Source organism: Actinomadura sp. NPDC048955 (assembly GCF_040649435.1).
GTDB classification, from domain to species: Bacteria; Actinomycetota; Actinomycetes; order Streptosporangiales; family Streptosporangiaceae; genus Spirillospora; species Spirillospora luteofluorescens.
In genome coordinates, this window is sequence record NZ_JBEZJI010000014.1 from 1 (window position 1) to 26,691 (window position 26,691).

The 26,691-nt window shown below is 73.7% G+C and carries 21 protein-coding genes; 5 read left to right on the plus strand and 16 right to left on the minus strand.

What is annotated here, in order from left to right:
- The coding region (gene lysX / locus AB0C84_RS16130) for a bifunctional lysylphosphatidylglycerol synthetase/lysine--tRNA ligase LysX (protein WP_361066284.1) at positions 1 to 3,208 on the minus strand (3,208 nt) is incomplete at its 3' end.
- A 158-nt stretch (positions 3,209 to 3,366) separates the two neighbouring features.
- Between lysX and AB0C84_RS16135 the strand changes: the two genes are divergently transcribed.
- From AB0C84_RS16135 to AB0C84_RS16145, 3 genes are read left to right on the plus strand one after another with little or no spacing between them, the layout of a single operon-like run.
- Positions 3,367 to 5,211: a protein kinase gene (locus tag AB0C84_RS16135; protein ID WP_361066287.1), complete on the plus strand. Its 1,845-nt coding sequence runs from the start codon at positions 3,367 to 3,369 to the stop codon at positions 5,209 to 5,211.
- Positions 5,211 to 6,911, plus strand: a complete 1,701-nt coding sequence (locus tag AB0C84_RS16140) for a protein kinase (RefSeq protein ID WP_361066290.1) — start codon at positions 5,211 to 5,213, stop codon at positions 6,909 to 6,911. Before AB0C84_RS16135 ends, AB0C84_RS16140 begins: the two co-directional genes overlap by 1 nt.
- Positions 6,912 to 6,933: 22 nt before the next feature.
- Positions 6,934 to 8,457 carry a serine/threonine-protein kinase gene (locus AB0C84_RS16145; RefSeq protein ID WP_361066293.1) on the plus strand — a complete coding sequence of 508 codons (1,524 nt, stop codon included), beginning with the start codon at positions 6,934 to 6,936 and terminating at the stop codon, positions 8,455 to 8,457.
- Here AB0C84_RS16145 and AB0C84_RS16150 read toward each other — a convergent pair.
- From AB0C84_RS16150 to AB0C84_RS16195, 10 genes are all read right to left on the minus strand, one after another.
- Positions 8,373 to 9,458, minus strand: a complete 1,086-nt coding sequence (locus AB0C84_RS16150; protein WP_361066296.1) for a DUF6114 domain-containing protein — start codon at positions 9,456 to 9,458, stop codon at positions 8,373 to 8,375. The two genes, AB0C84_RS16145 and AB0C84_RS16150, sit on opposite strands and share 85 nt — an antisense overlap.
- A 4-nt stretch (positions 9,459 to 9,462) precedes the next feature.
- Positions 9,463 to 10,056 (minus strand): DUF6230 family protein, encoded by a 594-nt coding sequence (locus AB0C84_RS16155; protein ID WP_179846277.1) that lies wholly within the window; start codon positions 10,054 to 10,056, stop codon positions 9,463 to 9,465.
- 263 nt (positions 10,057 to 10,319) lie between these two features.
- Complete coding sequence (locus AB0C84_RS16160) at positions 10,320 to 10,931, minus strand: response regulator (protein ID WP_179846278.1); 612 nt, start codon at positions 10,929 to 10,931, stop codon at positions 10,320 to 10,322.
- An 89-nt stretch (positions 10,932 to 11,020) separates the two neighbouring features.
- A complete protein-coding gene (locus AB0C84_RS16165; protein ID WP_179846279.1) occupies positions 11,021 to 11,686 on the minus strand; it encodes a response regulator transcription factor in 666 nt (221 codons plus the stop codon).
- Positions 11,683 to 12,966, minus strand: coding sequence for a sensor histidine kinase (locus AB0C84_RS16170; RefSeq protein WP_361066301.1), 1,284 nt, complete (start codon positions 12,964 to 12,966; stop codon positions 11,683 to 11,685). The genes AB0C84_RS16165 and AB0C84_RS16170 overlap by 4 nt, the downstream gene beginning before the upstream one ends.
- Positions 12,967 to 13,024: 58 nt before the next feature.
- On the minus strand, positions 13,025 to 14,086 hold the full coding sequence (locus AB0C84_RS16175) for an alpha/beta hydrolase-fold protein (protein ID WP_361066304.1): 1,062 nt from the start codon (positions 14,084 to 14,086) through the stop codon (positions 13,025 to 13,027).
- Between the two features lie 39 nt (positions 14,087 to 14,125).
- Positions 14,126 to 15,259 (minus strand): alpha/beta hydrolase-fold protein, encoded by a 1,134-nt coding sequence (locus AB0C84_RS16180; RefSeq protein WP_258942076.1) that lies wholly within the window; start codon positions 15,257 to 15,259, stop codon positions 14,126 to 14,128.
- Positions 15,260 to 15,290: 31 nt separating this feature from the next.
- Complete coding sequence (locus AB0C84_RS16185) at positions 15,291 to 16,163, minus strand: cytochrome P450 (RefSeq protein ID WP_361066307.1); 873 nt, start codon at positions 16,161 to 16,163, stop codon at positions 15,291 to 15,293.
- A gap of 101 nt (positions 16,164 to 16,264) precedes the next feature.
- Positions 16,265 to 16,912 (minus strand): response regulator transcription factor, encoded by a 648-nt coding sequence (locus AB0C84_RS16190; RefSeq protein ID WP_361066311.1) that lies wholly within the window; start codon positions 16,910 to 16,912, stop codon positions 16,265 to 16,267.
- Positions 16,909 to 17,640, minus strand: a complete 732-nt coding sequence (locus tag AB0C84_RS16195) for an ATP-binding protein (protein WP_361066314.1) — start codon at positions 17,638 to 17,640, stop codon at positions 16,909 to 16,911. Before AB0C84_RS16195 ends, AB0C84_RS16190 begins: the two co-directional genes overlap by 4 nt.
- 339 nt (positions 17,641 to 17,979) lie before the next feature.
- Here AB0C84_RS16195 and AB0C84_RS16200 point away from each other — a divergent pair, with 339 nt between their 5' ends.
- Complete coding sequence (locus AB0C84_RS16200; RefSeq protein ID WP_361066317.1) at positions 17,980 to 19,542, plus strand: Rieske 2Fe-2S domain-containing protein; 1,563 nt, start codon at positions 17,980 to 17,982, stop codon at positions 19,540 to 19,542.
- A gap of 192 nt (positions 19,543 to 19,734) precedes the next feature.
- Positions 19,735 to 19,887, plus strand: coding sequence for a hypothetical protein (locus AB0C84_RS16205; RefSeq protein WP_179278664.1), 153 nt, complete (start codon positions 19,735 to 19,737; stop codon positions 19,885 to 19,887).
- A gap of 22 nt (positions 19,888 to 19,909) precedes the next feature.
- Here AB0C84_RS16205 and AB0C84_RS16210 read toward each other — a convergent pair whose 3' ends face one another.
- Genes AB0C84_RS16210 through AB0C84_RS16230 form a run of 5 tightly spaced genes read right to left on the minus strand, consistent with a single transcriptional unit; the run spans position 19,910 to position 26,691 of the window.
- A complete protein-coding gene (locus AB0C84_RS16210; protein ID WP_361066322.1) occupies positions 19,910 to 20,830 on the minus strand; it encodes a hypothetical protein in 921 nt (306 codons plus the stop codon).
- Between the two features lie 26 nt (positions 20,831 to 20,856).
- Positions 20,857 to 21,606, minus strand: a complete 750-nt coding sequence (locus AB0C84_RS16215; RefSeq protein WP_361066325.1) for a sugar transferase — start codon at positions 21,604 to 21,606, stop codon at positions 20,857 to 20,859.
- A gap of 2 nt (positions 21,607 to 21,608) precedes the next feature.
- Positions 21,609 to 24,329, minus strand: coding sequence for a lipopolysaccharide biosynthesis protein (locus AB0C84_RS16220; RefSeq protein ID WP_361066328.1), 2,721 nt, complete (start codon positions 24,327 to 24,329; stop codon positions 21,609 to 21,611).
- Complete coding sequence (locus tag AB0C84_RS16225) at positions 24,326 to 25,546, minus strand: glycosyltransferase (RefSeq protein ID WP_361066331.1); 1,221 nt, start codon at positions 25,544 to 25,546, stop codon at positions 24,326 to 24,328. The genes AB0C84_RS16220 and AB0C84_RS16225 overlap by 4 nt, the downstream gene beginning before the upstream one ends.
- Positions 25,543 to 26,691, minus strand: coding sequence for a DegT/DnrJ/EryC1/StrS aminotransferase family protein (locus AB0C84_RS16230; RefSeq protein ID WP_361066334.1), 1,149 nt, complete (start codon positions 26,689 to 26,691; stop codon positions 25,543 to 25,545). The genes AB0C84_RS16225 and AB0C84_RS16230 overlap by 4 nt, the downstream gene beginning before the upstream one ends.

The following is a 26,691-nucleotide window of genomic DNA, read 5'->3' on the forward strand; positions in this document are numbered from 1 at the left end:
TGCCCCCGGCGGGCGGCATCGCGTACTCCAGGGCGCGCAGGAAGTCCTCGTCGAGCTCCATGGCCTCCGGGTCGCCGCCCGCGGCCTGCAGCGACTGCTCGGTCAGCCGCTGCCGCTGGAGGATCGGGTCGATCAGCTCGGAGTAGGCGGTGCCGAGTTCGAGGCCGAAGATGATGAGGTCCCACTTCTCGGCCAGCCGCGGGTCGTCGCGGTGGGGGCGGGTCAGCGGGGACGTCTCGGCCGGGTAGTCCCGGACGAATGTCGGCGCCGCCAGCTTCTCCTCGACGAGCGCCTCGAACAGCTCCTGGACGACCTTGCCCTGCCCCCACTGCGGGTCGGCGTTCAGACCCGCCCGCTCGGCGAACGCGTGGACCCGTTCGGGTGAGGTGCCGGGGGTGATCTCCTCGCCGAGCGCCTTGGACACCGACTCGTAGACGGTGATCTCCTGCCACGGCTCGGCGAGGTCGTACTCGACGCCGCCCCGGACGACGACCGTGGTGCCGAGGGCGGCGCGGGCGGCGTCCACGACGAGGGAGCGGGTCAGCTCGGCCATCGTGTCGTAGTCGCCGTAGGGCTCGTAGGCCTCCAGCATCGTGAACTCGGGGTTGTGCCGCGGTGAGACGCCCTCGTTGCGGAAGCTGCGGTTCAGCTCGAAGACGCGGCCGGCGCCGCCGACGAGGAGGCGCTTGAGGTACAGCTCGGGCGCGATCCGCAGGTAGAGCTGCATGTTGTAGGCGTTGATGCGGGTGGTGAACGGGCGGGCGGTGGCGCCGCCGTGCACCGGCTGGAGCATCGGCGTCTCGACCTCCAGGTAGCCGCGGGCGCGCAGGCCGTCCCGGACGGCGGCGACGGCGTCGCCGCGCATCCGCAGCATCCGGCGGGAGTCGTCGTTGACGATGAAGTCCACGTACCGCTGCCGGACGCGGGCCTCCGGGTCCGCCAGCCCGGAGCTCTTGTTCGGCAGCGGGCGCAGGCACTTGGAGGCGAGCGTCCACGAGGACGCGAGGACCGACAGCTCCCCGCGCCGGGACGTCACGACCTCGCCCCGGACACCGACCTGGTCGCCGAGGTCGAGGAGCGACTTCCAGCGGCGCAGCGAGTCCTCGCCGAGGGCGTCGGCGGTCAGCATGATCTGGAGGTCGCCGGTCTCGTCCCGCAGCGTGACGAAGATCAGCCGGCCGTGCTCGCGGGCGAGGACGACGCGCCCCGCGATCGCGACGGTGTCGCCGGTGCGGGTGTCGGGGGCGAGGCCGGCGTGCCGCTCCCGGATGCCGGAGGCGACGTCGGTGCGCTCGCAGCCGAGCGCGTACGGCTCCATCCCGGCGGCGCGGATCTGGTCGAGCTTGGCGTGCCGGACCCGCTCCTGCTCCGACAGCCGGCGCTGCGGGGCACGGGCCGCCTCCGCGGCCTCCTCGATCTCCCTGATCCTGTCGACGAGGTCGTCGGAGGGGACCATCGCGGCGGCCCGGTCCAGCTTGGGGCGGTTCAGGCTCGGCAGGAACCCCTCGGCGCGGGCGTAGGCGAGGCCCAGCCGGACGAGGTGCCGCCCGTGCTCGTAGCAGATGAAGCGGGGACGCCACTCGGGCATGTACTTGGCGTTCGACAGGTACAGCGACTCCAGCTGCCAGAACTTCGACGCGAACGACAGGAACCGGTAGTAGAGCCGGGCGACGGGGCCCGCGCCGATCTGGGAGCCGCGCTCGAACGCCGAGCGCAGCATCGCGAAGTTCAGCGACAGCTGCTGGGCGCCGACGGCGGCGGCCTTCTCGGCGAGCTTGGCGACCATGTACTCGTTGAGGCCGTTCTCGGCGAGGCGGTCGCGGCGCATCAGGTCCAGCGACAGCCCGGCCCGCCCCCACGGGACGAAGCTGAGCAGGCCGCGCAGCTCGCCGTGCGCGTCGAACGCCTCGACCATGACGCAGCGCCCGTCGGTGGGGTCGCCGAGCCGGCCGAGCGCCATGGAGAAGCCGCGCTCGGTCTCCTCGCCGCGCCAGGCGTCGGCGCTGCGGATGAGCTTGGCCATCTCCCAGCCGGGGATCTGCGAGTGGCGGCGGATCCGCACGGTGTACCCGGCCCGTTCGACGCGCCGGACGGCCTGGCGGACCTGCCGCATCTCCCGTCCGTCCAGGTTGAAGTCGGTGAGGTCGACGACGGCCTCGTCGCCGAGTTCCAGCGCGTCGAAGCCGTGCCGCTTGTAGATGCGGGCGGCGCGCTCCCCGACGCTGACGGCGCCGGGGATCCAGGCGTGCGCGCGGCACTCGCCGAGCCACGCCTCGATCGCCTGGTCCCACGACTCGGGGTCGCCGAGCGGGTCGCCGCTGGCCAGCGAGACCGAACCCTCCACCCGGTAGGCGATGGCCGCCTTACCGTTCGGCGCGACGATGACGTCCTTGTCGCGGCGCAGCGCGAAGTAGCCGAGGGAGTCCTGGTCGCCGTACTCGGCGAGCAGCGCGCGCGCTGCGAGCTCCTCCGGGGGGCTGAGGACGGGGTCGCGCCGCCCCGGCCGGAACAGCGCCCAGAACGTGGCGATCAGCAGTCCGGTGCCGAGCACCCACAGGATCACGTCCACCCAGAACGGCACCGACACGTCGATCGGCTTGCCGGTGACGCGCGGCCCGAGGACGGTCTGGGAGATCGCGTAGAGCGGGTGCGTCCAGAAGTCGCCGCGGGAGTTGCGGTCGGTCACGGTGACCAGGAACGTCCCGATCCCGCAGGTCACGACCAGGAGGCTGGTGAACACGACGGTGGCCAGGCGGCGGTTGCCCCGGTCGGGCAGGGTGGTGAACTGGCCGCGCGCGGAGATCAGCAGGCCGAGCACCGCCAGGTACACGGCGGCGGTGACGATCAGGCCGACGGGGGTGGGCCTGTCCGGGTTGAACAGGGTCGTCAGGACGGCGGTGACGCCGAGCGCGGTGGGGAGGCAGAAGATCAGGACGAGGATCCGCCACGCGGCCTTCTTGCGCCGCCGGACGCCCATCGACAACAGGATCCACAGCAGGCCGATCGGGACGCTCGGGAACCAGCCGAGATAACCGATCCATCGCAACGCCCAGATATCGGCTATCTCAAGGATGAGACCATAGGAGACCCATGCGAGCAGCGACAGGATCCCGGAGAGTCGGGTGTACCAGAAGAAGATCGTCGGCGCGGCCTGGATCAGCCGCCCCCACTCGCCCCGCAGGCCGCGCTGCTGGCCCTGCTCGGTCATGGTCCCCTTTCTACCGGGTCGCACGTCGATCACGCCCTTGCCCCCGTGTTCCCGTACGGCGGCGAACCGCGTGGTGATCTCGGGCGTCGTACGGGTAGGGGGATGTGGCTTGCACTCTCAGTCCAAGGTTGTCAGCAAAAGTCGATATGGTCGCGGATATGCCAAATGAACCCACCGGTGAGCGGTTGCTCGCCCGCCGCTACCGCCTGGTGACCCAGGTCGGCCGAGGCGGCATGGGGACGGTCTGGCAGGCGCACGATGAGGTCCTCGGTCGTGACGTTGCGGTGAAGGAGGTCATCCTCCCGCATGGTCTCACCGATGAGGAACGCGCCGTGCACCACAAGCGCACGTTCCGTGAGGCCCGCACCGCGGCCCGGCTCAGCCACCCCGGCGTCGTCGCCGTCTACGACGTCGTCGAGGAGGACGACCGCCCCTGGATCATCATGGAGCTCATCAGGGCGCGCTCCCTGGACCAGGTGATCAAGGCGGAGGGGCCGATGGAGGCCCGCCGCGCCGCGGAGATCGCCCGGCAGATGCTCGCCGCGCTGCACGCCGCCCACGAGGCCGGGGTGCTGCACCGCGACGTCAAGCCGAGCAACGTGCTGATCACCGGCACGGGGCGGATGGGCGAGCGCGCCGTGCTCACCGACTTCGGCATCGCGACCGCCTCGGGCGACGCCACCCTCACCCAGACCGGGCTCGTCATGGGCTCGCCCGCCTATATCGCGCCGGAGCGGGCCCGCGGCCGCGTCGCCGGGCCGGCCTCCGACCTGTGGTCGCTGGGCGTCACCCTGTACGCGATGCTGCACGGCAAGTCGCCTTTCGAGCGTCCCGAGCCGATGGCCGCGCTGGTCGCGGTGATCTCCGACGAGCCCGACCCGCCGGAGAAGGGCGGCCGGCTCGTCCCGGTCATCGAGGGCCTGCTGCGCAAGAACCCCGACCAGCGGATGGACGCGATCGAGGCCGGCCGGATGCTGGACGAGATCGTCCGGCAGGAGACCGTCGACACCCAGCGGACGATGGCCGTCGAGTACCCGGTCGAGGAGTCTCCGGGCACGCAGACGACCATGCCGGAGGCCCCCGAGGAGGCGCCGCGCCCGGCGGACGCGGGCGCTCGCCCCGACCAGCTGACCAGCTTCGACCTCCCGATGGGGAAGCCGAGCGCGCGCGAGTCCGCGAACCCCGCCGAGACCGCGCCCGACCCCGACCGGGTCCGCTCGTGGCGGCCCGGCCCCGGCACCCAGCCCGCCGGGCGGGTCACGGTTCCGAGCGGGGGGCCCGAGCCCGGGCCCGACACCCATTTCCCGCCGACCACCCACCACCCGTCCGCCGGGCGTCCCGCGCTCGCCTCCAACCGCAACGTGCTGATCATCGCGGGGGTGGTGCTGCTGGTCATCCTGGTCGTCGCGGGGATCGCGCTGGCCAGCAGCGGCGGCGACGGCGACGACGGGAAGGGCGCGAAGAAGAGCGCGTCGACGCCGCCGGCCACGGGAAAGGCGTCCTCGTCCTCCCCGGTCAAGTCCAAGACCCCGAGCCCGGCCGTCCCCGCCGGGTTCAGGACGCACAAGGACAGCAGCGGCTACTCCGTCCAGGTCCCGGAGGAGTGGAAGGGACCCGAGCGCAAGAACGGCGGCGACTTCTTCTACGCGCCCGGCCGCAAGACCTACATCCAGATCGACCAGACCGATGACCCCGGCCCGAGCGCCATCGACGACTGGCGGCGGCAGGAGCGGGGTGGCTCCGGCTGGCCCGGCTACAAGAAGCTCAAGATCGCGGCGACCGGGGACCACCCCCCGGTGCCCGACACCGGGAACGGCGACAAGTCAGCGGACTGGGAGTTCACCTACGACGGCGACGGAGGCCGGGTGCACATCCTCAACCGCGGGTTCGTGACGAAGGGGCACGGCTACGCGATCCTGCTGCGGGCCCCCGCCGGCGACTGGGACGAGACGTACTCCGAGCTCCAGCCGGTCTACCGGTCCTTCAAGCCCGCGGACGCCTGATGGACGGGCGGCTGCTGGCCGGTCGGTACCGGCTCGAATCGGTCGTCGGGCGCGGCGGCATGGGCACCGTGTGGCGCGCCACCGACGAGACCCTCGATCGCGAGGTCGCGGTCAAGGAGGTCGTGCTGCCCGCCGGCCTGAGCGACGAGGAGCGCGAGAACCGGCACCGCCGGACGCTGCGCGAGGCCCGCGCCTCGGCCAGGCTGAACCATCCGGGCGTCGTGACCGTACACGACGTCGTGGACGAGGACGGCCGGCCGTGGATCGTCATGGAGCTGGTGCGCGCCCGCTCCCTGCAGGAGGTCGTGGAGGAGGACGGCCCGCTGCCGCCCGGCCGGGTCGCGGCCATCGGCGCGCAGATCGCGGGCGCGCTGCGGGCGGCGCACGCGATCGGCGTCCTGCACCGCGACGTCAAGCCGGCGAACGTGCTGGTCACCGGCGACGACCGGGCCGTGCTCACCGACTTCGGCATCGCGCAGGTGGCGGGCGACGCCACCCTCACCGGCACCGGGCTCATCATGGGGTCGCCCGCGTACATGTCGCCGGAGCGGGTGAACGGCGACCCGGCGATCCCCGCGTCCGACCTGTGGGCGCTCGGCGCCACCCTGTACGCGGCGTCGGAGGGCAGGGCGCCGCACCACCGCAGCGACGCGATGGCGGTCCTCGCCGCCGTGATGACGCAGGACGTCCCGCCGCCGAAGAACGCGGGGCCGCTGGCGCCCGTCCTCACCGGGCTGCTGGAGCGCGACCCGGTGCGGCGGATGACCGGGGACCGGGCCGAGGCGGCGCTCAGGGCGGTCGCCTCCGGGCACGCCGCGGACGCGGCCGCCGCGCAGATCGCCGCGAACGAGGCCGCGGCCGCGGCCGCCGGGGCCACCTGGACCGCGACGCTCCCGTCCGGCGGGTCGACCTCTCCGGCGCAGTCGTCCGCGTACACGCAGGCTTCCGTCCAGGTGCCCGTCCCGCCCGAGTCGACGGAGCACTACCCGCCCGGAACGGGCACGCAGTGGACGCAGGCGCACACGCCGGCGTCTCCGCGGAAGAAGTCCCCGGTCCTGCCGGTCCTCGCCGGCGTCGTCGTGGCGGTGGCGGTCCTCGCCGTCGCCGGGTTCGCCCTCTGGCCGGAGGGCTCCTCGGGCGGCGATCCGAAGACGTCGCCGCCGCCGCAGGCCGCCGGGCACACGACGCCGACCGGGCAGACGAAGCCGACGACGCCCTCGGGCGACCCCGCGCCCAAGCCGAGTTCGAGCGAGCGGCAGATCCCTGCAGGGCTCGTCCCCGCGCGCGGGCCCGGCTACACGATCGCTGTCCCGCGCGGTTGGCGGCGCTCGGTGCAGGGCAACAGCGTCGTCTGGACCGACCCCGCGTCCAGCGCCTATGTGCAGGTCGACCGGACGGTGTGGACCGGCGACCCCTACGAGCACTGGGTCACCTGGGAGCAGGAGGCGATCGCCGACGGCAAGCTCAAGGACTTCCAGCGCATCGGACAGATCACCCGCACGACCGTCGCCGGGCACCCCGCGGCCGACATCGAGTTCACCTGGTCCCGCTCGGGCAGCACGCGCGCTAAGGACCGTGGCGTGATGGTGAACGGTCAGCCCTACGCCGTCGTGGTGGCGGTACCCACCTCCCACTGGATCGAGAACATGACACTCGTGAACAATGTGCTCGACACGTTCCAGCCCTCCGGGGTGGGATGACCAGTGGGGGGACCTTCTAGAGATGGCACAGGCACGTCTGCTCGGTAACCGCTACCGGCTCGACTCAGTGGTCGGCCGAGGCGGCATGGGCACCGTGTGGCGGGCCGTCGACACCATGCTGGACCGCGAGGTCGCGGTGAAGGAGGTCGTGCTTCCGCCCGGGCTGAGCGAGGCCGAGCGCGCCGTCCTGTACGAGCGGACGTTCCGCGAGGCCCGCGCGTCGGCGCGGCTGAACCACTCCGGGGTGGTGACGGTCCACGACGTCGTCGAGGAGTCGGACCGGCCCTGGATCGTGATGGAGCTGGTCCTCGCCCCGTCGCTGCAGGACATCATCGAGCGCGGCACGCTGGAGCACCGCCGCGTCGCCGACATCGGGCTGCAGATGCTCGGCGCGCTCCAGCACGCCCACCAGAAGGGCATCCTGCACCGCGACGTCAAGCCGAGCAACGTGCTGGTCACCGACGCGGGGCGGGCCGTGCTCACCGACTTCGGCATCGCGCAGATGGAGGGCGACTCGACCCTCACCCAGACGGGCCTGGTGATGGGGTCGCCCGCCTACATCGCGCCGGAGCGGGTCCAGGGCGAGCGCGCCGTCCCCGCCTCCGACCTCTGGGCGCTCGGCGCGACGCTGTACGCGGCCGTGGAGGGCCGTTCCCCCTACGAGCGGTCCGACGCGATGTCGTCGCTGCAGGCCGCGCTGACCGAGCCCGTGCCGCCCGCGCGGAACGCGGGGCCGCTCGGCCGGGTGCTGGAGGGGCTGCTCGCGCGCGAGCCGGTCGGCCGGATGACGGCGGTGCAGGCGCTGCCGCTGCTCACGCAGGTCGCGGCGATGCCGCAGCCGTCCCCGCCGCGGCCTCCCGCGCCGCTGCTCCCGAACGAGACGCTGGCGGACGAGCCGTCCGTCCGCTACCTGCCCGAGGCCGCTTCGAGGACCGTCCTCGACCCCGAGGACCTCGACCCGGTCACGCGCCGCGACGTGGGGACGGGCGCCCGCAGCGACCCCGGCGCCCGCGACGAGCCCGAACCGGTGACCCGCCGCGACCCGGGCCGGTTCCAGGACCGCGGCGCCTCGCACCGCCCTCCGCCGTCTCTCGCGCCGGCCCCCGCGCCGTCCCCTCCCCGGCCGGATCCGGAGCCGCGCACGGTGCTGGAGAGCGAGTGGGTGCCGCCGCCCCCGTCCCAGCACCCGTCCGTGCAGCCCGTGCAGCACCCGTCCGTGCGGCAGCCGCATCCGAGCCTTCCGCCGCAGACGCCTCCGCCCTGGGAGCAGCCGCAGCAGTACGCGAACTGGCAGCAGCCCCCGCCGCCGCCCGTCCACGACCGGCCGGCCGGTGGCCGGGAGCGCCGCAGGACGGTGCTGTTCGTCACGGTCGCGGTCGTCCTCGTCGTGGCGGCGGTGCTGCTGGGCGCGTTCATCCTGCGCGGCAAGGTGGGGAGCGGCGCGCTGGGCGGCGCGCCCGGTCAGCCGGCGGCGAGGCCGCTGATCTGCGCTCCGCCTGCGGTGACGGAGGGCTGCTCGGAGACCACGTCCGTCATCACCATGTAGGGCAGGGTCAGCGGCGGCGGGGCCGCCGGGGTGAAGGTCACCGGGAGGCCGAGCAGCTTGGCCGACATCTTCGTCGTGTACATGACGACGTCGCCGGTGAGCGTGAGACCGCCGGTCCGGGTCCGCGCGGTGGCGCCGCCGTGCGCGGCCGTCTGGTCGACGTTCTTCAGGACGGCCTTGGACATGCTGAACTTCAGCGCCTTCACCGTCCCGCCCGCCGAGGGGAGGGACGCGACGCCGTCGTAGCTGAGCCCCGACATCGTCAGCGAGTCGGCGCGCAGCGTCCCGGCGTCGGTGTAGACGCGCGGCCCGGTGCCCGCGTCCTTGGCCGGGCCGGGCGTCGCCGTCGGGGTGGGCGTGGCGCTGGGTGAGGGCGTGGCGCTGGGCGTGGCGGAGGGCGTGGGCGTGGGCGTGGCGGTGGGTGCCGCCGCCGCGGCGGTGCCGGGCTGCGCGGACGGCGTCGCCGAGGGGGCGGGCGTCGAGGCGGCGGACGGCGACGGGGAGGGCGTGGGGGCGAGCAGGTGGAACCCCAGGAGGGCGGGGATCGCCAGGGCCGTGAGCCGCCCGCCGCGCGGCGCCGCGTGCGCCCCGTGGCGGCCGTCCCGCGGCGCCGCGTCCGGCCGGGGCCCGTCGGGTGCGGGCGACCAGGCGAAGCCGAGCGCGCCGCCGAGGAGGCCCAGGAGCATCCCGACGAGGAACCCGCCGAAGTTGGACGTGAGGAACGACGCCAGCGACAGCAGGACCGCGAGGATGCCGTAGAAGCTGCGCTGGGCGGGCTGCAGCCACATCAGCGCGCCCGCGGTGACGAGCAGCGCGCCGATGAGCCAGCTCGCCACCCCGGCCAGGCCCTGGTGGACGACGAGCGGCATCGGGGCCAGCGGGATCGCGACCAGCTCGACGCCGCCGAGGACGGCGAACACGCCTCCCCAGAAGGGGCGTGTCCGCCGCCAGCGGCGGAACCCGTGCGGCGCGCGGGAGGCGGATGGGTCGGTGAAGGTCATGGCCTCAGAAGCACTCGGCGCCGAGCTTCATGCTGAGGTCGTTCAGCTTGAAGGTGCCGGCGGTGGTCGCCCACGCGACCTGCTTGACGTTGCGGAGCTCGATCGAGGACGCCTGCTGCCCGAACATGCCCGCCGGGCCCTGCGCGCCGCCGGGGCCCTTGTCCAGCGTGCTGGCGTCCCGGCCGATCTCGATGTTGGAGAACGTGGCGTCGGCGTTGAGCTGCTCCACGTCCAGGACGAGGTCGCTCGCCTCGACGGGCTTGGCGCCGGTGCCCGCGGTGAGCCGCAGGGTGAACGGGCCGACCTTCACCGACTGGCACATGTCGCGGATCTGCGCGGACCTGATGGCGGAGACCTGCACGGGGTGCTTGGCGCCGTCCTTGCTCGCGTCGACCCCGCCGTACTGGACGAAGCCCTGCCCGCTCAGCGAGTCGGCGCTGACCTTGAAGCTGCCGCCGGAGACGGCGAAGGAGGAGGCGATCGCGCCCTGCGCGGTCATGAAGACCAGGGCGCCCGCGCCGATCGCGGCGGGGGCGGCGATGGCGGCGAACCGCTTCCAGCGGACGCGGCCGAGCGCGGCGTCGGACGAGGGGGACATGGGGCCTCCGGGGGGTTCGTGGTCCGGGGGGACCGCGGTGACGCTGGTCACTGGTGTGACGCAGAGTGCAAGTTACCCTCAAGTACTTACTTGCGACAAACCGGACAAGGAACCTCAAAGGTAAAAGATTCCGGTTCGCTGACCTGCAAGATCATGTTCTTGCGGTGCCGTCCGGGCCGGGCGGCCGCGAAGCGCGGAACGGCTACAGTAAGTAGTCACTGATGGATGCGGGAACCCCGTCCCCGCAGGGGATGCGGAGAGGTTCAGCCGCCCGCGGCCAGGGTGTCGAGCGCCGTCCTCAGATCGGCGACATGGGCGTCCAGCTCGTCGGCGGGCTCGCCGGCCCGCAGCCGGGCGACGTCGGCCTCGATGCGCGCGACCCGCTGGTCGAGGGCCGCCAGCAGCCGGTCGCATCCCGCCGGGGCGGCGCCGCCCTCGCCCTCCTCCCGCGTCTGGCGCAGCAGCCGGGCCTGCTGCTGGAGCTGCTGGTTGCGCCGGTGGAGCTCCACGAACACCGACACCTTCGCGCGCAGCAGCCACGGGTCGAACGGCTTGGTGAGGTAGTCGACCGCGCCCGCGGCGTAGCCGCGGAACGCCTGCTCGCCGGTGTTGCCGCCCGCGGTGAGGAAGATGATCGGGACGTCCCGGGTGCGCGGCCGGGCCTTGATGTGCTCGGCCGTCTCGAACCCGTCCATGTCCGGCATCACGACATCGAGCAGGATCAGCGCGAAGTCGTCGTTCAGCAGCTCCTTCAGGGCGGCCTGGCCGGAGGTGACCGGCACGACCTCGACCGGCAGCGCGTCAAGCACGGCCGCGAGGGCGGTGAGGTTCTCCTCGCGGTCGTCGACGGCCAGAATCCTCGCGTCGTGCGGCACCGGACTCCCTCACGTCGGTGGCGGCCTGCGCCGTCCACCCTGTCATGGTCCTGCGGGCGACGACAGTGAATCCCCGCAGAGTAAAATTTCTAGGGCAGCCAGCCCGGTTTGACCAGCCCCGACTCGTAGGCGAACACCACGAGCTGCGCCCGGTCCCGCGCCCCGAGCTTCACCATCGTGCGGCTGACGTGCGTTTTCGCCGTGGCGGGGCTCACCACGAGCCGGGCCGCGATCTCCTCGTTCGACAGTCCCTCGCCGACCAGCGCCATGACCTCCCGCTCCCGGTCGGTGAGCGCGTTCAGGCGCGGCGAGGGCGCGGGCTCCTTCGCCCGCGCGGCGAACTCGGCGATCAGCCGCCGGGTGACGCCGGGCGACAGCAGCGCGTCCCCGTCCGCGACGGCGCGGACGGCGTGGATCAGCTCCACCGGCTCGGTGTCCTTGACCAGGAACCCGCTCGCCCCGCCGCGCAGCGCCTCGAACACGTACTCGTCGAGCTCGAACGTGGTGAGGATCACGATGCGCACGCCGTCCAGCCGCTCGTCGGAGGCGATCCGCCGGGTCGCCTCCAGGCCGTCCAGGCCGGGCATGCGGATGTCCATCAGGATGACGTCGGGACGCAGCCGGCGGGCCTGCGCCACCGCCTCCTCGCCGTCGCCGGCCTCCCCGGCGACCTCGATGCCCGGCTGCGCGTCCAGCAGCGCCCGGAACCCGGCCCGCACCAGAACCTGGTCGTCGGCCAGCACCACCTTGATCATCGCGCACCCTCCTGCGGCCCGGCCGTCCCGGCGCCCGGGCCGGCGTCCAGCGGCAGCCGCGCCCGCACGGCGAACCCGCCGCCCGGCCGGGGACCGGCGTCGAACGCGCCGCCGAGCGCCGCGGCCCGCTCGCGCATGCCGCGGATCCCGCTGCCGCCCGGCCGGTCGTCCAGCGGGGACGCGCCCCGGCCGTCGTCCTCGACCTCCACCACGATCTCGTGCTCACCGTAGGCGATGCGGACCCGCGCCGTCACCGGGCCGGGGCCGGCATGGCGGGTCACGTTGGTCAGCGACTCCTGCACGATCCGGAACGCGGCCAGGTCGGCCCCGGCGGGCAGCGGCCGCCGCTCCCCGGTGATCTCGGTCTCGACCTCCAGCCCCGCGGACCGCGCCCGCGCCAGCAGGTCCTCCAGCCCGTCCAGTCCGGCGGTCGGGGCGCGGGGCGCGGTCTCGCCCTGCGCCCGCAGCGCGCCGATCACCCCGCGCATCTCGGTGAGCGCCTCCTTGCTGGCGTCCTTGATGGCGGCGAGCGCCGTCCGGGCCTGCTCGGGGTTCTCGTCCAGCAGGTGCAGCGCCACGCCCGCCTGCACGTTGATCATCGAGATGTTGTGCGCGAGGACGTCGTGCAGCTCGCGGGCCATCCGCAGCCGCTCCTCGCTGGCCTGGCGGCGCTCCTCCTCGGCGCGCGTGCGGGCGCTCTCGGCGGCGCGCTGCGCGCGCATCCGGATCAGCTCCGCGGTGACCAGCACCACCAGCGCCCAGCCGACCACGAAGGCCGACCCGCCGAGCGTCGGCTCCTCCACCGGGAACGGGCCGCGCTGGCCGCGCTCGGCGGCCGGGACGCCGATCAGCGCGGTGAGCCCGAAGAACGCGGCGAGGCCGAGGCCCGTCCCCGCCCAGACCAGCAGCCGGTGACCGGCGAAGACGGCGGCCATCATCGCGACGACCAGCGCCAGCGGCGCCGGGCCGTAGGTGTAGGCGCGCAGGAAGTACAGGGCGGTCACCGCCGCGGTGGAGCACACCGTGAACACCGGGTACCGGCGCCGGAACAGCAGCAGGACGGGCCCGGCGAGGAGCAGCGCGAAGCCGAGCCCGTCCAGGTCCGTGTGCCCGAGCGAGTCGCTCCCGTGCTCCCAGGGCGGGCCCCCGGGCCGCCCTCCCGACGACCGGTCGCTCTGCGCCCCCAGCGAGCCGCCCACCTGGATGACCGCGACCAGCAGCGGGACGATCCACACCGGCCACGCGGCGGGCCGCGGCCAACGCGGCGGCGAAGAGCTCATTCCTGCACGTTAAGTCATGGGCCCGCGGCGCCACGTCGCCCCCGGGGAGTCACCGCGCCTACTCCGCGGGAGGTATCCGGAGCCGGGCCCCCAGCCACGCCAGGGCGGGCGGTATTTCTGATGCGGACGCGGGGGAGCCGTCCACCAGGGACGTCTCGACGCGCATCGGCGGGCGCGCCAGCGCGGCGAACCGCCGGGCCTGCTCGTCGCCTTTCCCTGCCGTGACCAGAACCGCCACCGGGGGCGGCGGGACGTTCTGGAGCCGCCACAGCAGATCGTTGCCGAGGCGGTAGCGCTCGCTGCCGCCGTAGAGGTCGCCGTCCGGCGCACCGAACCCGCCGCCGAGGCTCGCGGCGGCGGCGAACCGGTCGGAGCGCAGCATCGCGAGCCGCGCCGCGCACCACCCGCCGTCGCCCGTCCCCGCCACGGCCCATCCCTCGCGGGCCTCCGTCACCCGGTACTGCGACGCCAGGGCCTCTGGAAGGTCCTGCGTGAGGTAGGTCGCGCCGAGTGTGGCGTGCCGTCCCGGAACGTCCATGCAGTCGGCGGGGCCGTGGAGCCGCACCATCGCGTACACCATCGGCTGCGTTCTCCCGGCGGCTCTGGGCAGGTCGGCGTCCCGCAGCCAGTCCGTGGGAGCGCCGCCGCCCATGAGGACGACCACGGGCAGCCGCTCGGCCCGCTGGAAGTAGCGCGGCGGGAGGTAGACGTACGCTTCGGCGTCCATGCCGCTGCGTGCGCCGTGGATCGTCAGGCGGTCGACCCGTCCGTCCTTGGCGGGGTCCGGCCTGTGGCCCGCCCGTCCAGGGACGAGCCCGGTCTCGGTGCGCTCCACGAGCCGTCCCGCCGCGCGCTGCGGCTGGACGTGCTGGACCTGGAGGTGCGCGGGATCGTTGCCGAGCAGGTCGCTCCACGTCGCGTAGAACACGAAGTACCGGTTGGCCAGCAGCACGACCGACGCGGTGAGCGCGGCCTGCGCGGCCACCAGGAGCCCGGAGCGCGCCAGCACGGCCCGGACGCCCGTTCCCGCGAGCCGCCGCCACAGGACGACGGTCGCGACCGCGCAGCCCAGCGCCAGCAGGCACACCGGGCCGATGAGGGCGGCGCTTACTGGTTCCATGTCAGCTCACCGGCTCCATGTCAGCTCACCGGTTCCATGTCACTCGCCCCGCAGCCGCGCGCTCAGCCACCGGATGGACGGCGGGATGTACTTGCGGAACGTCTTGAAGTTGTGGCCGCCGCTGCGCAGCAGCACCTTGTCCACGACCAGCGGAGGGCGCGCCGCTCTCATGAACCGCTGCGCCGACGGGAACGTCTTCTCGCCCGCGTCCGCCGACGCCACCAGGATCGACACCGGCGGCGCGGGAAGGTGCCGCAGCCGCCAGACCAGGTCGTCGCCCATCCGCACGGCCCGGCTCCCGCCGTACAGGTCGCGGGTCGTCGGATCCATCAGCGCGTCGAAGTGCCCGGCCATGCTGACGGCGGCGGAGAACCGGTCGGAATGCAGCATCGCCAGCTTCGCGGCGCAGAACCCGCCGGTGGAGTACCCGGCGAGCGCCCATCCGTCCCGGCCGCGCGGCACCCGGTAGGTCTCGGCGACCGCCTCGGGGACGTCCTGGGCGAAGAACGTCTCGACCTGGGGCCCGCCGGGCACGTCGGCGCACTCGGTGTCCCAGCCCCGCACCACGGTCGGCCGCATCATCACGTAGATCATCGGCTGGATCCGCCCCCGCGCCTGCGCCCGCGCCGCGTCCTCGGGGACGTGCCCCTGGTGGATCCACACGAGCCGGTCGGCCGCCGGGTACCCGGCCAGCAGGATCACCACCGGGAAGCGGCGGGCGGCGTGGGCGCGCTGGAAGTACTGCGGCGGCAGGTACACGTACGCCTGCGACGACAGACCCGTCCGGACGCCGCGGATGTCGAGGCGCTCGACCTGGCCGTCCTTCGCCGGGACGTGCTCGGCGCGCGGTCCGGGGTCCAGGCCCGCCTGCACCGTCCGGACGACCCTCGTCGCGGCGGCCGCGTTCCCTCCGGCCGGCCGGTGCGCCTGGGCGCCTCCGCCGGCGGCGCTCAGCAGGTCCGTCCACGACCCGTAGAACAGGTAGTGCGCGTTCAGGGCCGTGACCAGCGCGAGCAGGACGGATAACTGGCAGCCCAGCAGCATCAGCGCGCGGGCTCCCACGGCGCGCGGTCCGGGCGCCGCGGCACGCGGCCAGGCGCGCACGGTCGCGGCCATGCAGCCGAAGGCCAGCAGGAAGAGCAGGCTCAGCGTCCCCGCGCTCGTGAGTCCCACGCATCTACTACGACCGAGGGGCGGAAAAAGTTCAGCGCGTCCAGCGGACGGGAAGGCGCGCGAACCCGTGCCGGGCGCTCGACCGCAGCATCACCGGCTCGCCCGCGGGCCGCGGCAGGCCGGGCCGCTGGAGCAGTGCGGTGAGCAGCGCGCGCAGGTGCACCCGCGCGAGCCGCGCGCCCAGGCAGGCGCGGTGGCCGAACCCGAAGCACAGATGGGGCGGGGCGTCCCCCAGGAACCGGTCGGGGACGAAGCGCCCCGGCTCGGTGAAGACCCCGTCATCGTGGTTCGCGGAGACCAGCCACAGCATGACCTCCTCGCCCGCGAGCAGCGGCACGTCGGCCACGACCGTGTCGCGCTGCACCGTGCGCCGGACGTTCAGGACCGGCGTCCACCAGCGCAGCATCTCCTCGACCGCGCTGTCGAGGAGCCGCTCGTCCCACCGCCCCTCGCGGAGCCGGGCGTACTCGGCGGGGTGGCGCAGCAGCGCGTGCAGGCCGCCGGCGAGGGTGTTGCGCAGCGTCTCGGGAAGGTCGCGGGCGACGTCGCGGACGAAGTCGACCTTCTCCCGCGGCGGGATCCGCGCGAGCATCGCCTCCACCGGAGGATCCATGTCGATCAGCGCGGCCTCGCCCGGCGGCTCGTCCGCGCTCAGCGGCCCGTGCACGACGCCGTCCACCTGCGGGGAGAACAGCTCGGGATGCGCGAGCGCGTACCGGACGTCGCGGTGGCGCAGCACGGCCCAGGCGCCCGGCCGTCCCGCCGTGCGCCCGTCCAGCCACACCACCGGCGTCCGCGTCCGGAGCCGTTCGAGCCTGTCGTGGGGGACCCCGCGCGCGTAGGCGTCCGGGCAGTCGAGAACCCCCGTGTCGGAGATGGGCGGCGTGCCTCGCCGTTGAGGCATGGGAACCTCCTCTACCAGGCAGACGCTAACGCGTCACGGTCGCCCGTTGAAGGGCCAGGTTCGGCCGTCCCCGCCGAGAATCCCGCCGAAACACGCGGCGGCTATCCCGCGAGCCACTCTCCGGTCTCCACGCTGACCAGACCGTGCCGGGCGGCCTCGATCACCGCCTCGCGCTGCGAGTGCACCCCCAGCTTGCTGAGCACGCTCTGGACGTGGCTGCGCGCCGTGCTGCGCGTCACCCCCATCGCCCGGGCGAGCGTCTGCGTGGACTCGCCGCGCGCCAGCCGGGTCAGCACCTCGCGTTCCCGGGGCGTGAGGAACCGGGCGAACCTGCGCGCCTGGTCTCGTCCCCGGGTGTCACCGCGGCGGATCTCCTGGTCGACGACGATCTCGTCGTCCGCGACGCGGCGCAGCACGGCGAGGATGTCGCCGGCCTGCTGCCCCTTGTGCGCGAACCCGCGGACGCCGGCCGCGAGGCCCGCCTCCAGCACGGGCCGCTCCAGGAAGCCGGTCAGCACCACGAACCTCGTCCGCGGGGACGAGCCGCGCAGCCGCGGCATCCATTCGAGCGCGGTGCCGGACGGGAAGTGCAGGTCGATGAGGCACAGGTCGGGCCGCCCCGCCCGGAGCACGGGCAGCGCCTCGGCGGGGGAGTAGGTCACGTCCACGACGCTGTGCCCGGCGTTCGCCAGCACCAGGGACAGCGACTCGGCGAAGACCGCGTGGTCGTCGCAGATCACCATCCTCATGGGTAGGGCCGCCAGTCGTCGGAGCAGGCGTCGGCGAGGGCGCCGGCCGCGCGGTCCTCCGGGGGCGGCGCCGCGGGCAGCAGCATGCGGACGCGCGCGCCGCCCATCTCGCTGGTACGGATCTCCAGGCTCCCGCCGTACCCGGAGATGAGGTCGTGCACGATGCCGAGCCCCAAGGACGCCAGGCCGGGCCGGGCCGGTCCTCGCCCCGCCGGTGCCCCCAGGCCCGCGCCGAACCCCGGGCCGTCGTCGTCGACCTGGATGACGAGCCGGCCCTGCGCGGCCTCGACGTGCACGTCCACGCGTCCCTCCGCGACGCGGCACGCGTTCTCCAGGACGTTCCGCACCGCGCGCCATAACGACACCGGATCCATGTGCGCCCACGCCTCCCCGGTGGTGAGGCGTAACTCGTGCGGGGTGACGAGCCGCATCCCGGTGACGACCTCGGCGGTGAGGTCGTCCACCCGGATCCGCTCGGGGGCGGGCGCCGGGCGGTCGTCGTCCTCGTCGAGCCGGCGCAGCAGGTGGTCGAGCCAACGGGTCTCGCCGAGCAGCTGGTCGATGCGGGCCCGGCTGGTCTCGCCGATGTCGTCCGCGACGGCGACGGCCGAGGCCAGCATGATGATCGTGCCGAGTTCGTGGCGGATGTCGTGCCGCAGCCGCCTGCGCCACAGCTGCCGCCCGCCGCGCTCGGACGCCCCCGTCCGGTCGCGGTGTTCGTGACGCACGCCCTCCCGGACGCCCGTGCCCGCGAGCGCTCGCGCGCCCGCGGCAGTGTCCGCTCGGGAAGACCGAGCCCGCCCGTTGTTCATGACGACCACCGCCCGCTATTCCAGCACCCCAGCCGACGATCGCCCGGCGGCCCCGCGGATGTCCAGTAGATCGTCCGCGATATGTACCTTTTGTCCAGAAGCGGTCATTGCCCGGCAGAGCGTAAACTCGATCTGTTTCCGGGCGTCTCCACCGACCTATCAAGACCGTGCAAATATCGCTTTCATGCTGACGGCGTAGCCGCTTTACGCACTCCGGCGGGTGTGCCGGCGGGGCCGGAGAGCGACAGTCTGGACATGCCGACTGTCACATTTATCGGACATGCGGGGGTGTCGGTGGACGCGGCCGCGTTCCATCTGCTCGCGGACCCGTGGCTCGCTCCAACCGGGGCCTTTCTCGGCGCCTGGCACCAGTACCCGAGAAACGATCATCTGGATCTCGCTCCGTTGCTCGACGCGGACTGGGTGGCGGTCTCGCACGAGCATCTCGACCATTTCGACCCGTGGGTCATCGAGCGCCTTCCCGTGCGGACCCGGATCCTCATTCCGTGTTATCCCGGACCCGCCTTCCGGGAACGCATCACGGCCGCCGCGGGCGGGCGTCAGGTAATCGAAATACGGCCGTGGGAGAAATTCACGCTCGACAATCGCGGCGCCTGGATCACCGTCATTCCGGAACTGTCGCCCATGTGCCATGACGCCGCCTTTCTGATCGTGGCGGACGGCCGCTCGATCCTGCACTGCAACGACGCCAGGCTCACCGCCGCGCAGGCCCGCCGGGCCAAGCACATGGCGGGAGGCCGGCTCGACCTGATGGCGCTCCAGACGTCCGGGGCGTCCTGGCACCCGATCTGCTACGAGTACTCCGCCGCCGAGATGGCCGAGGTCTCGGCGGCCAAGCGCGTCTCCAAGCTGCGCGCGGCGCAGCGGCTCGTCCGGCAGACCGAGCCCGTGCTGGCGGCCCCGTTCGCCGGGCCGCCGTGCTTCCTGGACGCCGAGGTCGAGCACCTCAACAGGGTGCTCGACCAGGCGGACGGCGCGTTCTGCGACCCGGAGGTCGCCACCGGCTGGCTGCGCGAGCATCTGCCGGGGCAGCGCTGGGAGTGCTTCAAGCCGGGCGACGCCGTCGACCTGGACACCGGGGAGATCACCCGTGACCCGGTCTCGGCGGAGTTCTCCTTCGCCGACGACGCCCGGGCCGGCTACCTCAGGCGGTACGCCGCCGACCGGGCCGGCGCCATCGCCGGCGTGCTGGCGGAGCACCCCGAGCCGGGCCCGGACCTGTTCGACCGGTTCACCGCCCACTTCGCGCGCCTCGGCGGGCTCAGCGACTACTTCCTCCGGCGGATCTCGATGATCGTCCGGTTCGACGTCACCGGTCCGAACGGCGGCTGCTGGGACGTCGACTTCTCGCCCGGCGGCCTCACGGTGGCGCAGGCGTCACCGGACGTCCGCCCGCACTACCGGATCACCACCGCGGCCCGCTGGCTGGACGGCGTGCTGACGGGCCGGATGGCGTGGGAGGACCTGCTCATCTCGTTCCGGCTCAGCCTCTACCGCGACCCCGACGTCTACAACGACCACCTGGTCGGGCTGCTCAAGCACGCGAACGCGCCGGCGCTGAACGCCGTCGAGGCGTACGAGACCGGGCGGGACGAGAGCGAGCGCATCGTCGTCGCCGACGCCGGCGCCCGCTACGACATCCCGCGCTACTGCCCGCACGCCGGTGAGGACCTGTCGGTCGGGGCGGTCGTCCGGGACGGGCAGATCCACTGCCTGGCCCACAACTTTGCCTTCGACCTCGCCACCGGCGAGTGCCTCAACGCCCGCGCCGCCAACCTCACCAGCCGGGCCCTCTGACCGCGCCGCGGGGGCGCCTCGGGGGGCGCGGGGGACGGCGCGGGGGGGGACGGGGCGGGGGGCGGGGCAGGGCTGCACAGGATCACAAAGGCGTTACAAAGGGTTAGAAACGGGCAGTTCCGGAACAGAAGAAAGATCACTGCATGTTAAGTTCTTGACCTGCTCGTTCGGGGGTTTCAAAGGGGTGCGCGGTTGAACCGCAGGAAGCTCGGCCTGGTGGCCGTCGCGTTGATTCTGGCCGTCGGTGTGATGGAGGTCCTGGCCCTGAGGCTCGGATCGCTGGAGTTCCAGGTTCCGTCGAAGTCGCGGCATCCGGCCGTCGCCGACCAGCCCGGCGGGAACTGACCTCCGCGCCCGTTCAGGCCTCTCAGCGCGCCGTGTTGCGCGCCCGCATGAGGCTCTGCAGGTCGGGATGGGCGCCGCCGGAGGCGTCCGCGAGGGTGGGGCAGGCCCACTTCTCCTGGTGCCCCCAGGAGTAGGAGATCTCCAGCGGCGGCCGCGGCGCGAGCCGGTCCCAGCGCGCGAGGATCGCGCGGAACTGGGCCCGCGTCGGCAGCCAGTACTGCTTGTCGCCCTCGGTGCAGCCCTGCCCGAACGTCTGCAGCACGGGCGCGACCTTGGCACGCGGGATGCCGGCGGCGTCCGCCATCCGGACCATCCGGTCGATCGCCCCGATGTCGCAGTGCTCGCGGGCCTTCGGGGAGCCCTTGCAGGGGTAGGGGTCCAGGCCGACCAGGTCGACGCCGACGCGCCGCGGCGTGAGCGGTCCCATCGGCCAGTCGGTCAGCGAGATGAACGAGACCTGCCCGGGCGCGTTCCGCTCGATGTAGCGGGCGCGGCGGCGGATCTCACCGGCGACCTCTGGGCAGTCGCCGGTGTTCGGCTCGTCCGACAGGTACCACCCGTACACCTTCGGGTCGCGCCCGAACCGCTGGACGGCGCGCTGGAACCCGTCCCAGCCGAGCTGGAAGCCGCCGCAGGTGAAGTTGCCGACCCACAGCAGCGCCCGCATCCCGGCGGGGACCCCGGCGACGAGCGACGGGTCCGCCTCGACGTCCACCAGGTCGTAGCCGAGCTCCCGGAGCCGTGGATAGTCCGACGGCCGGGTGTTCAGCGCGATCCGGCGGGTCTGCCCGGGCCCGGTGGCGGGCGTCCCCGGCGTGGCCGACGGCCCCCGGTACGGCCGCTGGTCCGGCGCCCGCCGGTGCAGGTGGAAGAGGAATCCGGCCGCCAGCACGACCGCCGTGGCGACGGCCGCGATCTTGAATCGGGCGTCCTGGACGTCCATCCCGCGTCACTCCCCGAAGGCGATGGTCAGGCGGCGGAACCGGGCTCCTCGGCGGCGAGCGCCGGCATGTCCCGCGCCTCCTCGGCGGCGGTCTCGTGCACGGCCCCGGCGGCGTCCACCCGCAGGGGCGGGACCGTGAAACCGAGAAGGTGCCGGACGGTGTCCCAGAGCGCGCCGAACGTGGCCCGCATCGACGGGTCCCGCAGGTAGACGGCGTCGACCGCGACCCGCGCCGGGACGATCCGCTCGATGTAGCCGGCGAGGTCGACCTCCTCGCCCGGGCCGAGCACGTCGAAGTCGCGGAACCGGACCTCCGACACGCCCGTCAGGCCGGGCCGGTGGTCGAAGATCCAGCGGTGCCGACCGTCGTAGTGGACGGCGAGGTCGTAGGTCTCCGGGCGCGGCCCGACGAGCGTCATCTGGCCGCGCAGGACGTTCACCAGCTGCGGCAGCTCGTCCAGCGACCACCGGCGCAGGATCATCCCGGTCCGCGTCAGGCGCGGGTCGCAGTTGGCGGTGACGGCGAGGCCGCCGACGCCCTGCCGCATCGTCCGGAACTTGTACATGGTGAACGGCCTCCCGCCCTGCCCGACCCGCGTCTGCCGGAACACGCCCGGCCCCGGGCTGGACAGCCGCACCAGCAGGTAGACGACCAGCAGCGGGACGCTGAGGAGCAGCAGCCCGGCGGCCGCTCCGGCGACGTCCAGCACGCGGCGCGCCGTGGACGGAGGGACGCCGTCGGACGTGTCGACGGGACGGCTCGCGAACTCGGACATGATCACCCCTTGTCTTCGGGTGCGGGGGATACAGGCGCGGGGGACGCGGGTGCGGGGGACGCGGGCGCGGACTTCCCGACGCGCCGGAACAGGACGAGCAGCGCCGCCGTCGTGGCGACGAAGGAGACGGACGTGGCGACCGCGGCGCCGACCGCGCCGTGCGCGGGGATCAGCACCGCGCCGAGGGCGACGACGACCGCGAGCCCGATGCCCTGCCCGGCGGACGCGGCGCCCGGCCGCCCGACCCCGTACAGGCAGGCCATGACGAGCCCGGTGACCCCGAACGTCACGACGCCCGCGAGCCGGATGTAGGTGGGCACGACCGCGTCGTCGAACACGTCGCCGAAGATCCACGGCAGCGCGGTCCCGGCGATGAGGGCGAGCGGCAGCGCGGTCAGGGCCGACACGGCGAGCGCGGGCAGGATCAGGCGGGCCGTCCGTCGCACCGCGGTGTCCCGGTCGTCCTTGGCGAAGTCCGGATACAGGATGTAGTTGACCGCGAGCCCGGGAAGCTGCACGAGCTCGGCGAACTTGCTCGCGACCGTGTACACGCCGAGCACCTTCGGCCCGGCGAGCGCGCCGAGCAGCGCCATGTCGAACCGCAGTTGCAGCAGGTCGATGAGCTGGCCGAGGTAGCCGCGGAGCCCGTACCCGGCGATGGAGCCGCCGAGCCGCCGGTCGGGGCGCCCCCACCCGGCGAAGAACCCGCGCCGCGCGAGCCGCCGGGCGATCCACGCGGCGGCGGCGACGTCGGCGAGCACCAGACCGGTGATCAGCGCGCCGGGCCCGTACCAGCCGGTGAGGAGCACGAGGTAGATCGGCAGGAACACGAACTCCTCGACGGCGATGGCGAGGCTCGCGCCCGGCTGGTCGCCGGTCCCCTGCAGCAGGCCCTTGCCGACCGAGACGAAGCCCTGCGTGAAGGACGGCGCGGCGGCGGCGACCGCGACCCACGGTCCGAACGACTTGAAGAACACCAGGTAGACCAGCGGGCTGAGGGCCAGCCAGCCCGCACTGGAGATCGTCGCGCCGATCACGGTCAGCCACGCCAGCGTGGGCCGCACCCGGCTCTGGTCGTAGTCGCTCCGGGCGAGGAAGTACGGCGCCGCGCCCGGCAGCCCGGCGCTGGACAGCTGGCACAGCAGTCCCGGCAGGATCCGGACGAGCGTGAACGCGCCGACGAGCTCGGGCCCGCCGATCCGCGCCACCAGGATCGTCGCCACGCCGAGCGAGGCGAGCGCGCCGACCCGTCCCGCCACGTTCCCGGCGACCAGCGCCAGCAACCTGCGCCGCGCGTTTCGTCCGCCGCCCCCGCCGCCCTCGGGCTCGGGCGCCCGGGGCGGCGGCACGGCGACCGCCGCACCGTTCCGGTTCGCCGGGGGACCGGGCATGGCCGAGGAAACGGCGGGCGTGCTCGCCCGCGGCCGGGGGCGCCGCCGGGCGGGTGCGTCGCCGCGGCGTCCGAAGAGGTCGAGCGCGGCGATCAGCCCGAAGATCGCCCAGCCGTGGCGGTAGTGGAGCGTCTCGTAGAACAGGCCGGAGACGAGGAAGACGGCGACGAGCGCGCCGAACAGCTCGGGACGCGGGACGAGCCGCGCGTACTCGCCGGTCAGGGCGTTCCGGCGGGCGATCCGCACGCACTTCAGCAGCAGGACGAAGACCAGCGCGACCAGCGCGACGCCCCCGAGGAAGCCGCGCTCCAGGACGGCGGCGACGTAGTCGTTGTGCGCCTCCCGGACGTAGGTCTCCTGCCGCACCAGCATCTGCCGCTCGGTCTGGCCGGGTCCGATGCCCCACGGGTGCGTCTGGTCGTCGATCATCTGGAGGGTGGTGCTGAGGACCGTGCCGCGCGAGTTCGTGCTCTCCCCGGTCGTCCGCCCGATGGAGTCGCGCAGGATCGGGGACGCCTGGCTGGCCTGGTCCAGGTACGGCTGGACGTCGACCTGGGTGACGACCGCGACGCCGGCCCCGCCGACGAACACGGCGAACAGGCCGACGGCCAGCGCGTGGTGCGCCCTGCCCTCGCGGAACAGCCGGAACAGGTGGCCGAGCAGGACCGCGACGCAGAGCGCGAGCAGCCCGCCGTTGGAGCCGGTGAGGATCTCGGCGGCGAGCAGGATCCCGCAGACCGCCCACCTCTTCCCCCTGGCCCCTGGATACCGGGTCGCGCGGGCGATGAAGAAGACGCAGATGAACCAGTTGGAGGCGTAGTTCGCGTCGCCGAACGTGAACATCGCGCGCTCGCCGTCGACCTGCTTGCCGGACAGCGCCTCGATGCCCAGCACGAAACCGGCGATCATGACGGCGGCGTAGCTCGTCCCGATCCACACGAACGCGCGGAGCGCGACCCTCAGCAGCGCCGGGTCGCGGCCGAGGTTGGCGACGCTCACCGCCCACAGCAGCACGAACATGTCCTTGAGCAGGGTGAGCGCGCCCGCCTCGTTGACGATGGCGGCGATCCCGCCCGCGATGATCGTCAGCAGGGTCGGGACGAGGAACGGCCACCGGACCGGGTGCGCGCGGGTGCCCGCCCACACCAGCGTCGTCGCGATGAGGCCGACCAGCGCCAGGTCGGGCAGCCCGGTGTTGCCGGGGCCCGGCGGGAGCCCGGCCGGCATCAGCATCGGCAGCGAGGCGATGCCCGCGACGAGCACGGCGGCCGCCGGCCGCGGGCCGCGCTTCAGCGGCGGCGGCGCGGGCGGGGCCTCGATCACCGTGGTCATGGCCGGCGGGAGTCGCCTCGGTAGGTCTCGTCCAGGACGGTCCCGAGGTATCCGGGCGAGAACCATTCGCCGACCCTGGCCCGGGCCCGCTCCGCCATCCGCGCGGCGGCGGCCGGGTCGTTCAGCAGCGCCGACACCCCGGCGGCGAGCCCGGCGGGCTCCCCGGGCGGGACGAGCACGCCGGTCTCCCCGGCGAGCACGAGGTCCTGGTTGGACGGGACGGCCGTCGCGACCAGCGGGATCCCCGCCCCGATCGCCTCGACCAGCACGCACGGGAGGCCCTCCCAGCGGCTCGCCATCGCCATCACGTCGAAGGCGGGCAGCACGTCGGCGACGTCGCCGCGGTGCCCGAGCCAGCGCATCCGCTCGCCGATGCCGAGCCCGGCGGTGAGCCTCTCCATCTCGCCCGCCATCGGGCCGCCGCCGACCCACAGGCCGAACACGTCGTCCGGGAGCCGGGCGATCGCCCTGGCGAAGATCTCCGGTCCCTTCTGGAACGTCAGCCGCCCGACCGACCCGACGACCTTCACGCCGAGCGGCAGGCCGAGGCGGCGGCGGGCCTGGGCGCGGGAGCCGGGCGCGGCCGCGTAGGCGTCCACGTCCACGGCCGGCCAGGACAGCCGGACCCGCTCCGGCGTGGTCAGCCCGAGCCGCAGCGCCGTCGTCACCGTCTCCGACCCGATCGCGAGGAACGCGTCGGTGCGCTTCGCCGCGATCTGTTCGAGGCGGATGTAGAGGTGCCGCCGCGCCCGCGACTGGAACTCGTTGAACGGGAACCCGTGCCACGTGTGGACGATGCGGGGGACGCCCGCGCGGGCCGCCGCGATCCGTCCGAGCACGCCGCCCTTCGCGCTGTGGGTGTGGACGACGTCGTACCGTCCCTCCGCCAGGACGCCGGTCAGCGTCCTCAGCGCGGCGAGGTCGTCGCGCGGTGACACCTGCGGTACCAGCGGCCCCACCTGGACGATCTCCATCCCGGCCGCGTGCGCCCGCCCGGTGAGGTCGCCGGCGGCGGCGTTCGCGACGGCCTCCTCCCCGTAGAGGACGCCGTCGCCGGTGGAGGAGGCCGTGCTGTCCATGCCGACGCCGCCGGTGACGATCGTGCGCTGGTAGCCGCCGTCCGGCAGAGCCAGCGCGCCGTTCAGCGCGACCTGGCCGGCGCCCCCGTTGAACCGGGTGATCACCGTCGCGACTCGGAGCTTCCTCGAGGTGCTCACGCGCTCCGGCTCCGCAGCGCCGTGGAGAGCGCGGCGACGACGCGTTCGACGCCGTCGGCCGTCAGCCCCGGGTACAGCGGAAGCGACAGCAACTCTTCACCGACCCGGTCGGTCACCGGCACCTGAGCGCACTCTTCATTGCCCAGGATCCGCTGGTACGCCGTCATCTGGTTCGCCGGGATGAAGTGCACGGACGTCGCGACGCCCGCCGCCTCCAGTTCGGCGCTGACCGCGTCCCGGTCCGGCACCCGGACCTGGTAGAGGTGCCAGGCGTGCTGCACGCCGTCCAGGTCGCGCTGCGGCAGGACGAGACCGGGCAGGCCCGCGAGCTCCGCGTCGTAGCGGGCCGTGATCGCGGCGCGGTCCCGCTGCCAGCCCGGCAGCGCCGCGAGCTGCGCTCGCCCGATCGCCGCCTGGACGTCGGTCATGTTGGCCTTCAGCCCGACCGTCTTCACGTCGTACCGCCAGCTGCCGCCGGGCAGGTACCGCTTCCACGAGTCCTTGCTCATCCCGTGCATCCGCATCGCGCGGACCCGGTCGGCGAACTCCCCGTCGCTCGACGCCACCGCGCCGCCCTCGCCGATCGGCATGTTCTTGGTGGCGTAGAAGGAGAAGCACGCCGCGAACGACTCCGATCCGACCGGCCGGCCGCCGCGTCCGGCGCCGGGCCCGTGCGCCGCGTCCTCGACGACCTTCGTCCGGTCGAGGCCCGCCGCCGCGGCGAGCGCCGCGACGTCCACCGGGTAGCCGCCCTGGTTCTGGACGACCATCGCCGCGGGAACGGCGCGGCGGGCCGCCGCCGCGATCGTCGCGGGGCTCGGGACCAGCGTGTCCTCGTCGATGTCGACCAGCACGGGCCGGTGCCCCGCGTGCAGGATCGCGTTGATCGCGCCGCAGAACGTCAGGCTCGGCGTCAGCACCACCGAGCCCGGGGGGAGGTCCAGCGCCCGCAGGCACAGCTCCAGCGCGGCCGTGCACGAGGACACCGCGACGACGTGCGCGGCGCCCAGATGATCGGCGAACTCCTGCTCGAACGCGGCCGTCTGCGGCCCCGTCGTGATCCAACCCGAGTCGAGCACCTTGACGACGGCGTCGGCCACCTCACCGGACACCGACGGAACCGTGAACGGAACGGACGTACTCAT

Bases quoted from the DNA above. Each gene is read 5' to 3' on its own strand.
- AB0C84_RS16135 (WP_361066287.1), top strand. From the start codon at position 3,367: ATGCCAAATGAACCCACCGGTGAGCGGTTGCTCGCCCGCCGCTACCGC.
- AB0C84_RS16140 (WP_361066290.1), top strand. From the start codon at position 5,211: ATGGACGGGCGGCTGCTGGCCGGTCGGTACCGGCTCGAATCGGTCGTC.
- AB0C84_RS16145 (WP_361066293.1), top strand. From the start codon at position 6,934: ATGGCACAGGCACGTCTGCTCGGTAACCGCTACCGGCTCGACTCAGTG.
- AB0C84_RS16150 (WP_361066296.1), bottom strand. From the start codon at position 9,458: ATGACCTTCACCGACCCATCCGCCTCCCGCGCGCCGCACGGGTTCCGC.
- AB0C84_RS16155 (WP_179846277.1), bottom strand. From the start codon at position 10,056: ATGTCCCCCTCGTCCGACGCCGCGCTCGGCCGCGTCCGCTGGAAGCGG.
- AB0C84_RS16165 (WP_179846279.1), bottom strand. From the start codon at position 11,686: ATGATCAAGGTGGTGCTGGCCGACGACCAGGTTCTGGTGCGGGCCGGG.
- AB0C84_RS16170 (WP_361066301.1), bottom strand. From the start codon at position 12,966: ATGAGCTCTTCGCCGCCGCGTTGGCCGCGGCCCGCCGCGTGGCCGGTG.
- AB0C84_RS16175 (WP_361066304.1), bottom strand. From the start codon at position 14,086: ATGGAACCAGTAAGCGCCGCCCTCATCGGCCCGGTGTGCCTGCTGGCG.
- AB0C84_RS16185 (WP_361066307.1), bottom strand. From the start codon at position 16,163: ATGCCTCAACGGCGAGGCACGCCGCCCATCTCCGACACGGGGGTTCTC.
- AB0C84_RS16190 (WP_361066311.1), bottom strand. From the start codon at position 16,912: ATGAGGATGGTGATCTGCGACGACCACGCGGTCTTCGCCGAGTCGCTG.
- AB0C84_RS16200 (WP_361066317.1), top strand. From the start codon at position 17,980: ATGCCGACTGTCACATTTATCGGACATGCGGGGGTGTCGGTGGACGCG.
- AB0C84_RS16210 (WP_361066322.1), bottom strand. From the start codon at position 20,830: ATGGACGTCCAGGACGCCCGATTCAAGATCGCGGCCGTCGCCACGGCG.
- AB0C84_RS16215 (WP_361066325.1), bottom strand. From the start codon at position 21,606: ATGTCCGAGTTCGCGAGCCGTCCCGTCGACACGTCCGACGGCGTCCCT.
- AB0C84_RS16220 (WP_361066328.1), bottom strand. From the start codon at position 24,329: ATGACCACGGTGATCGAGGCCCCGCCCGCGCCGCCGCCGCTGAAGCGC.
- AB0C84_RS16230 (WP_361066334.1), bottom strand. From the start codon at position 26,691: ATGAGTACGTCCGTTCCGTTCACGGTTCCGTCGGTGTCCGGTGAGGTG.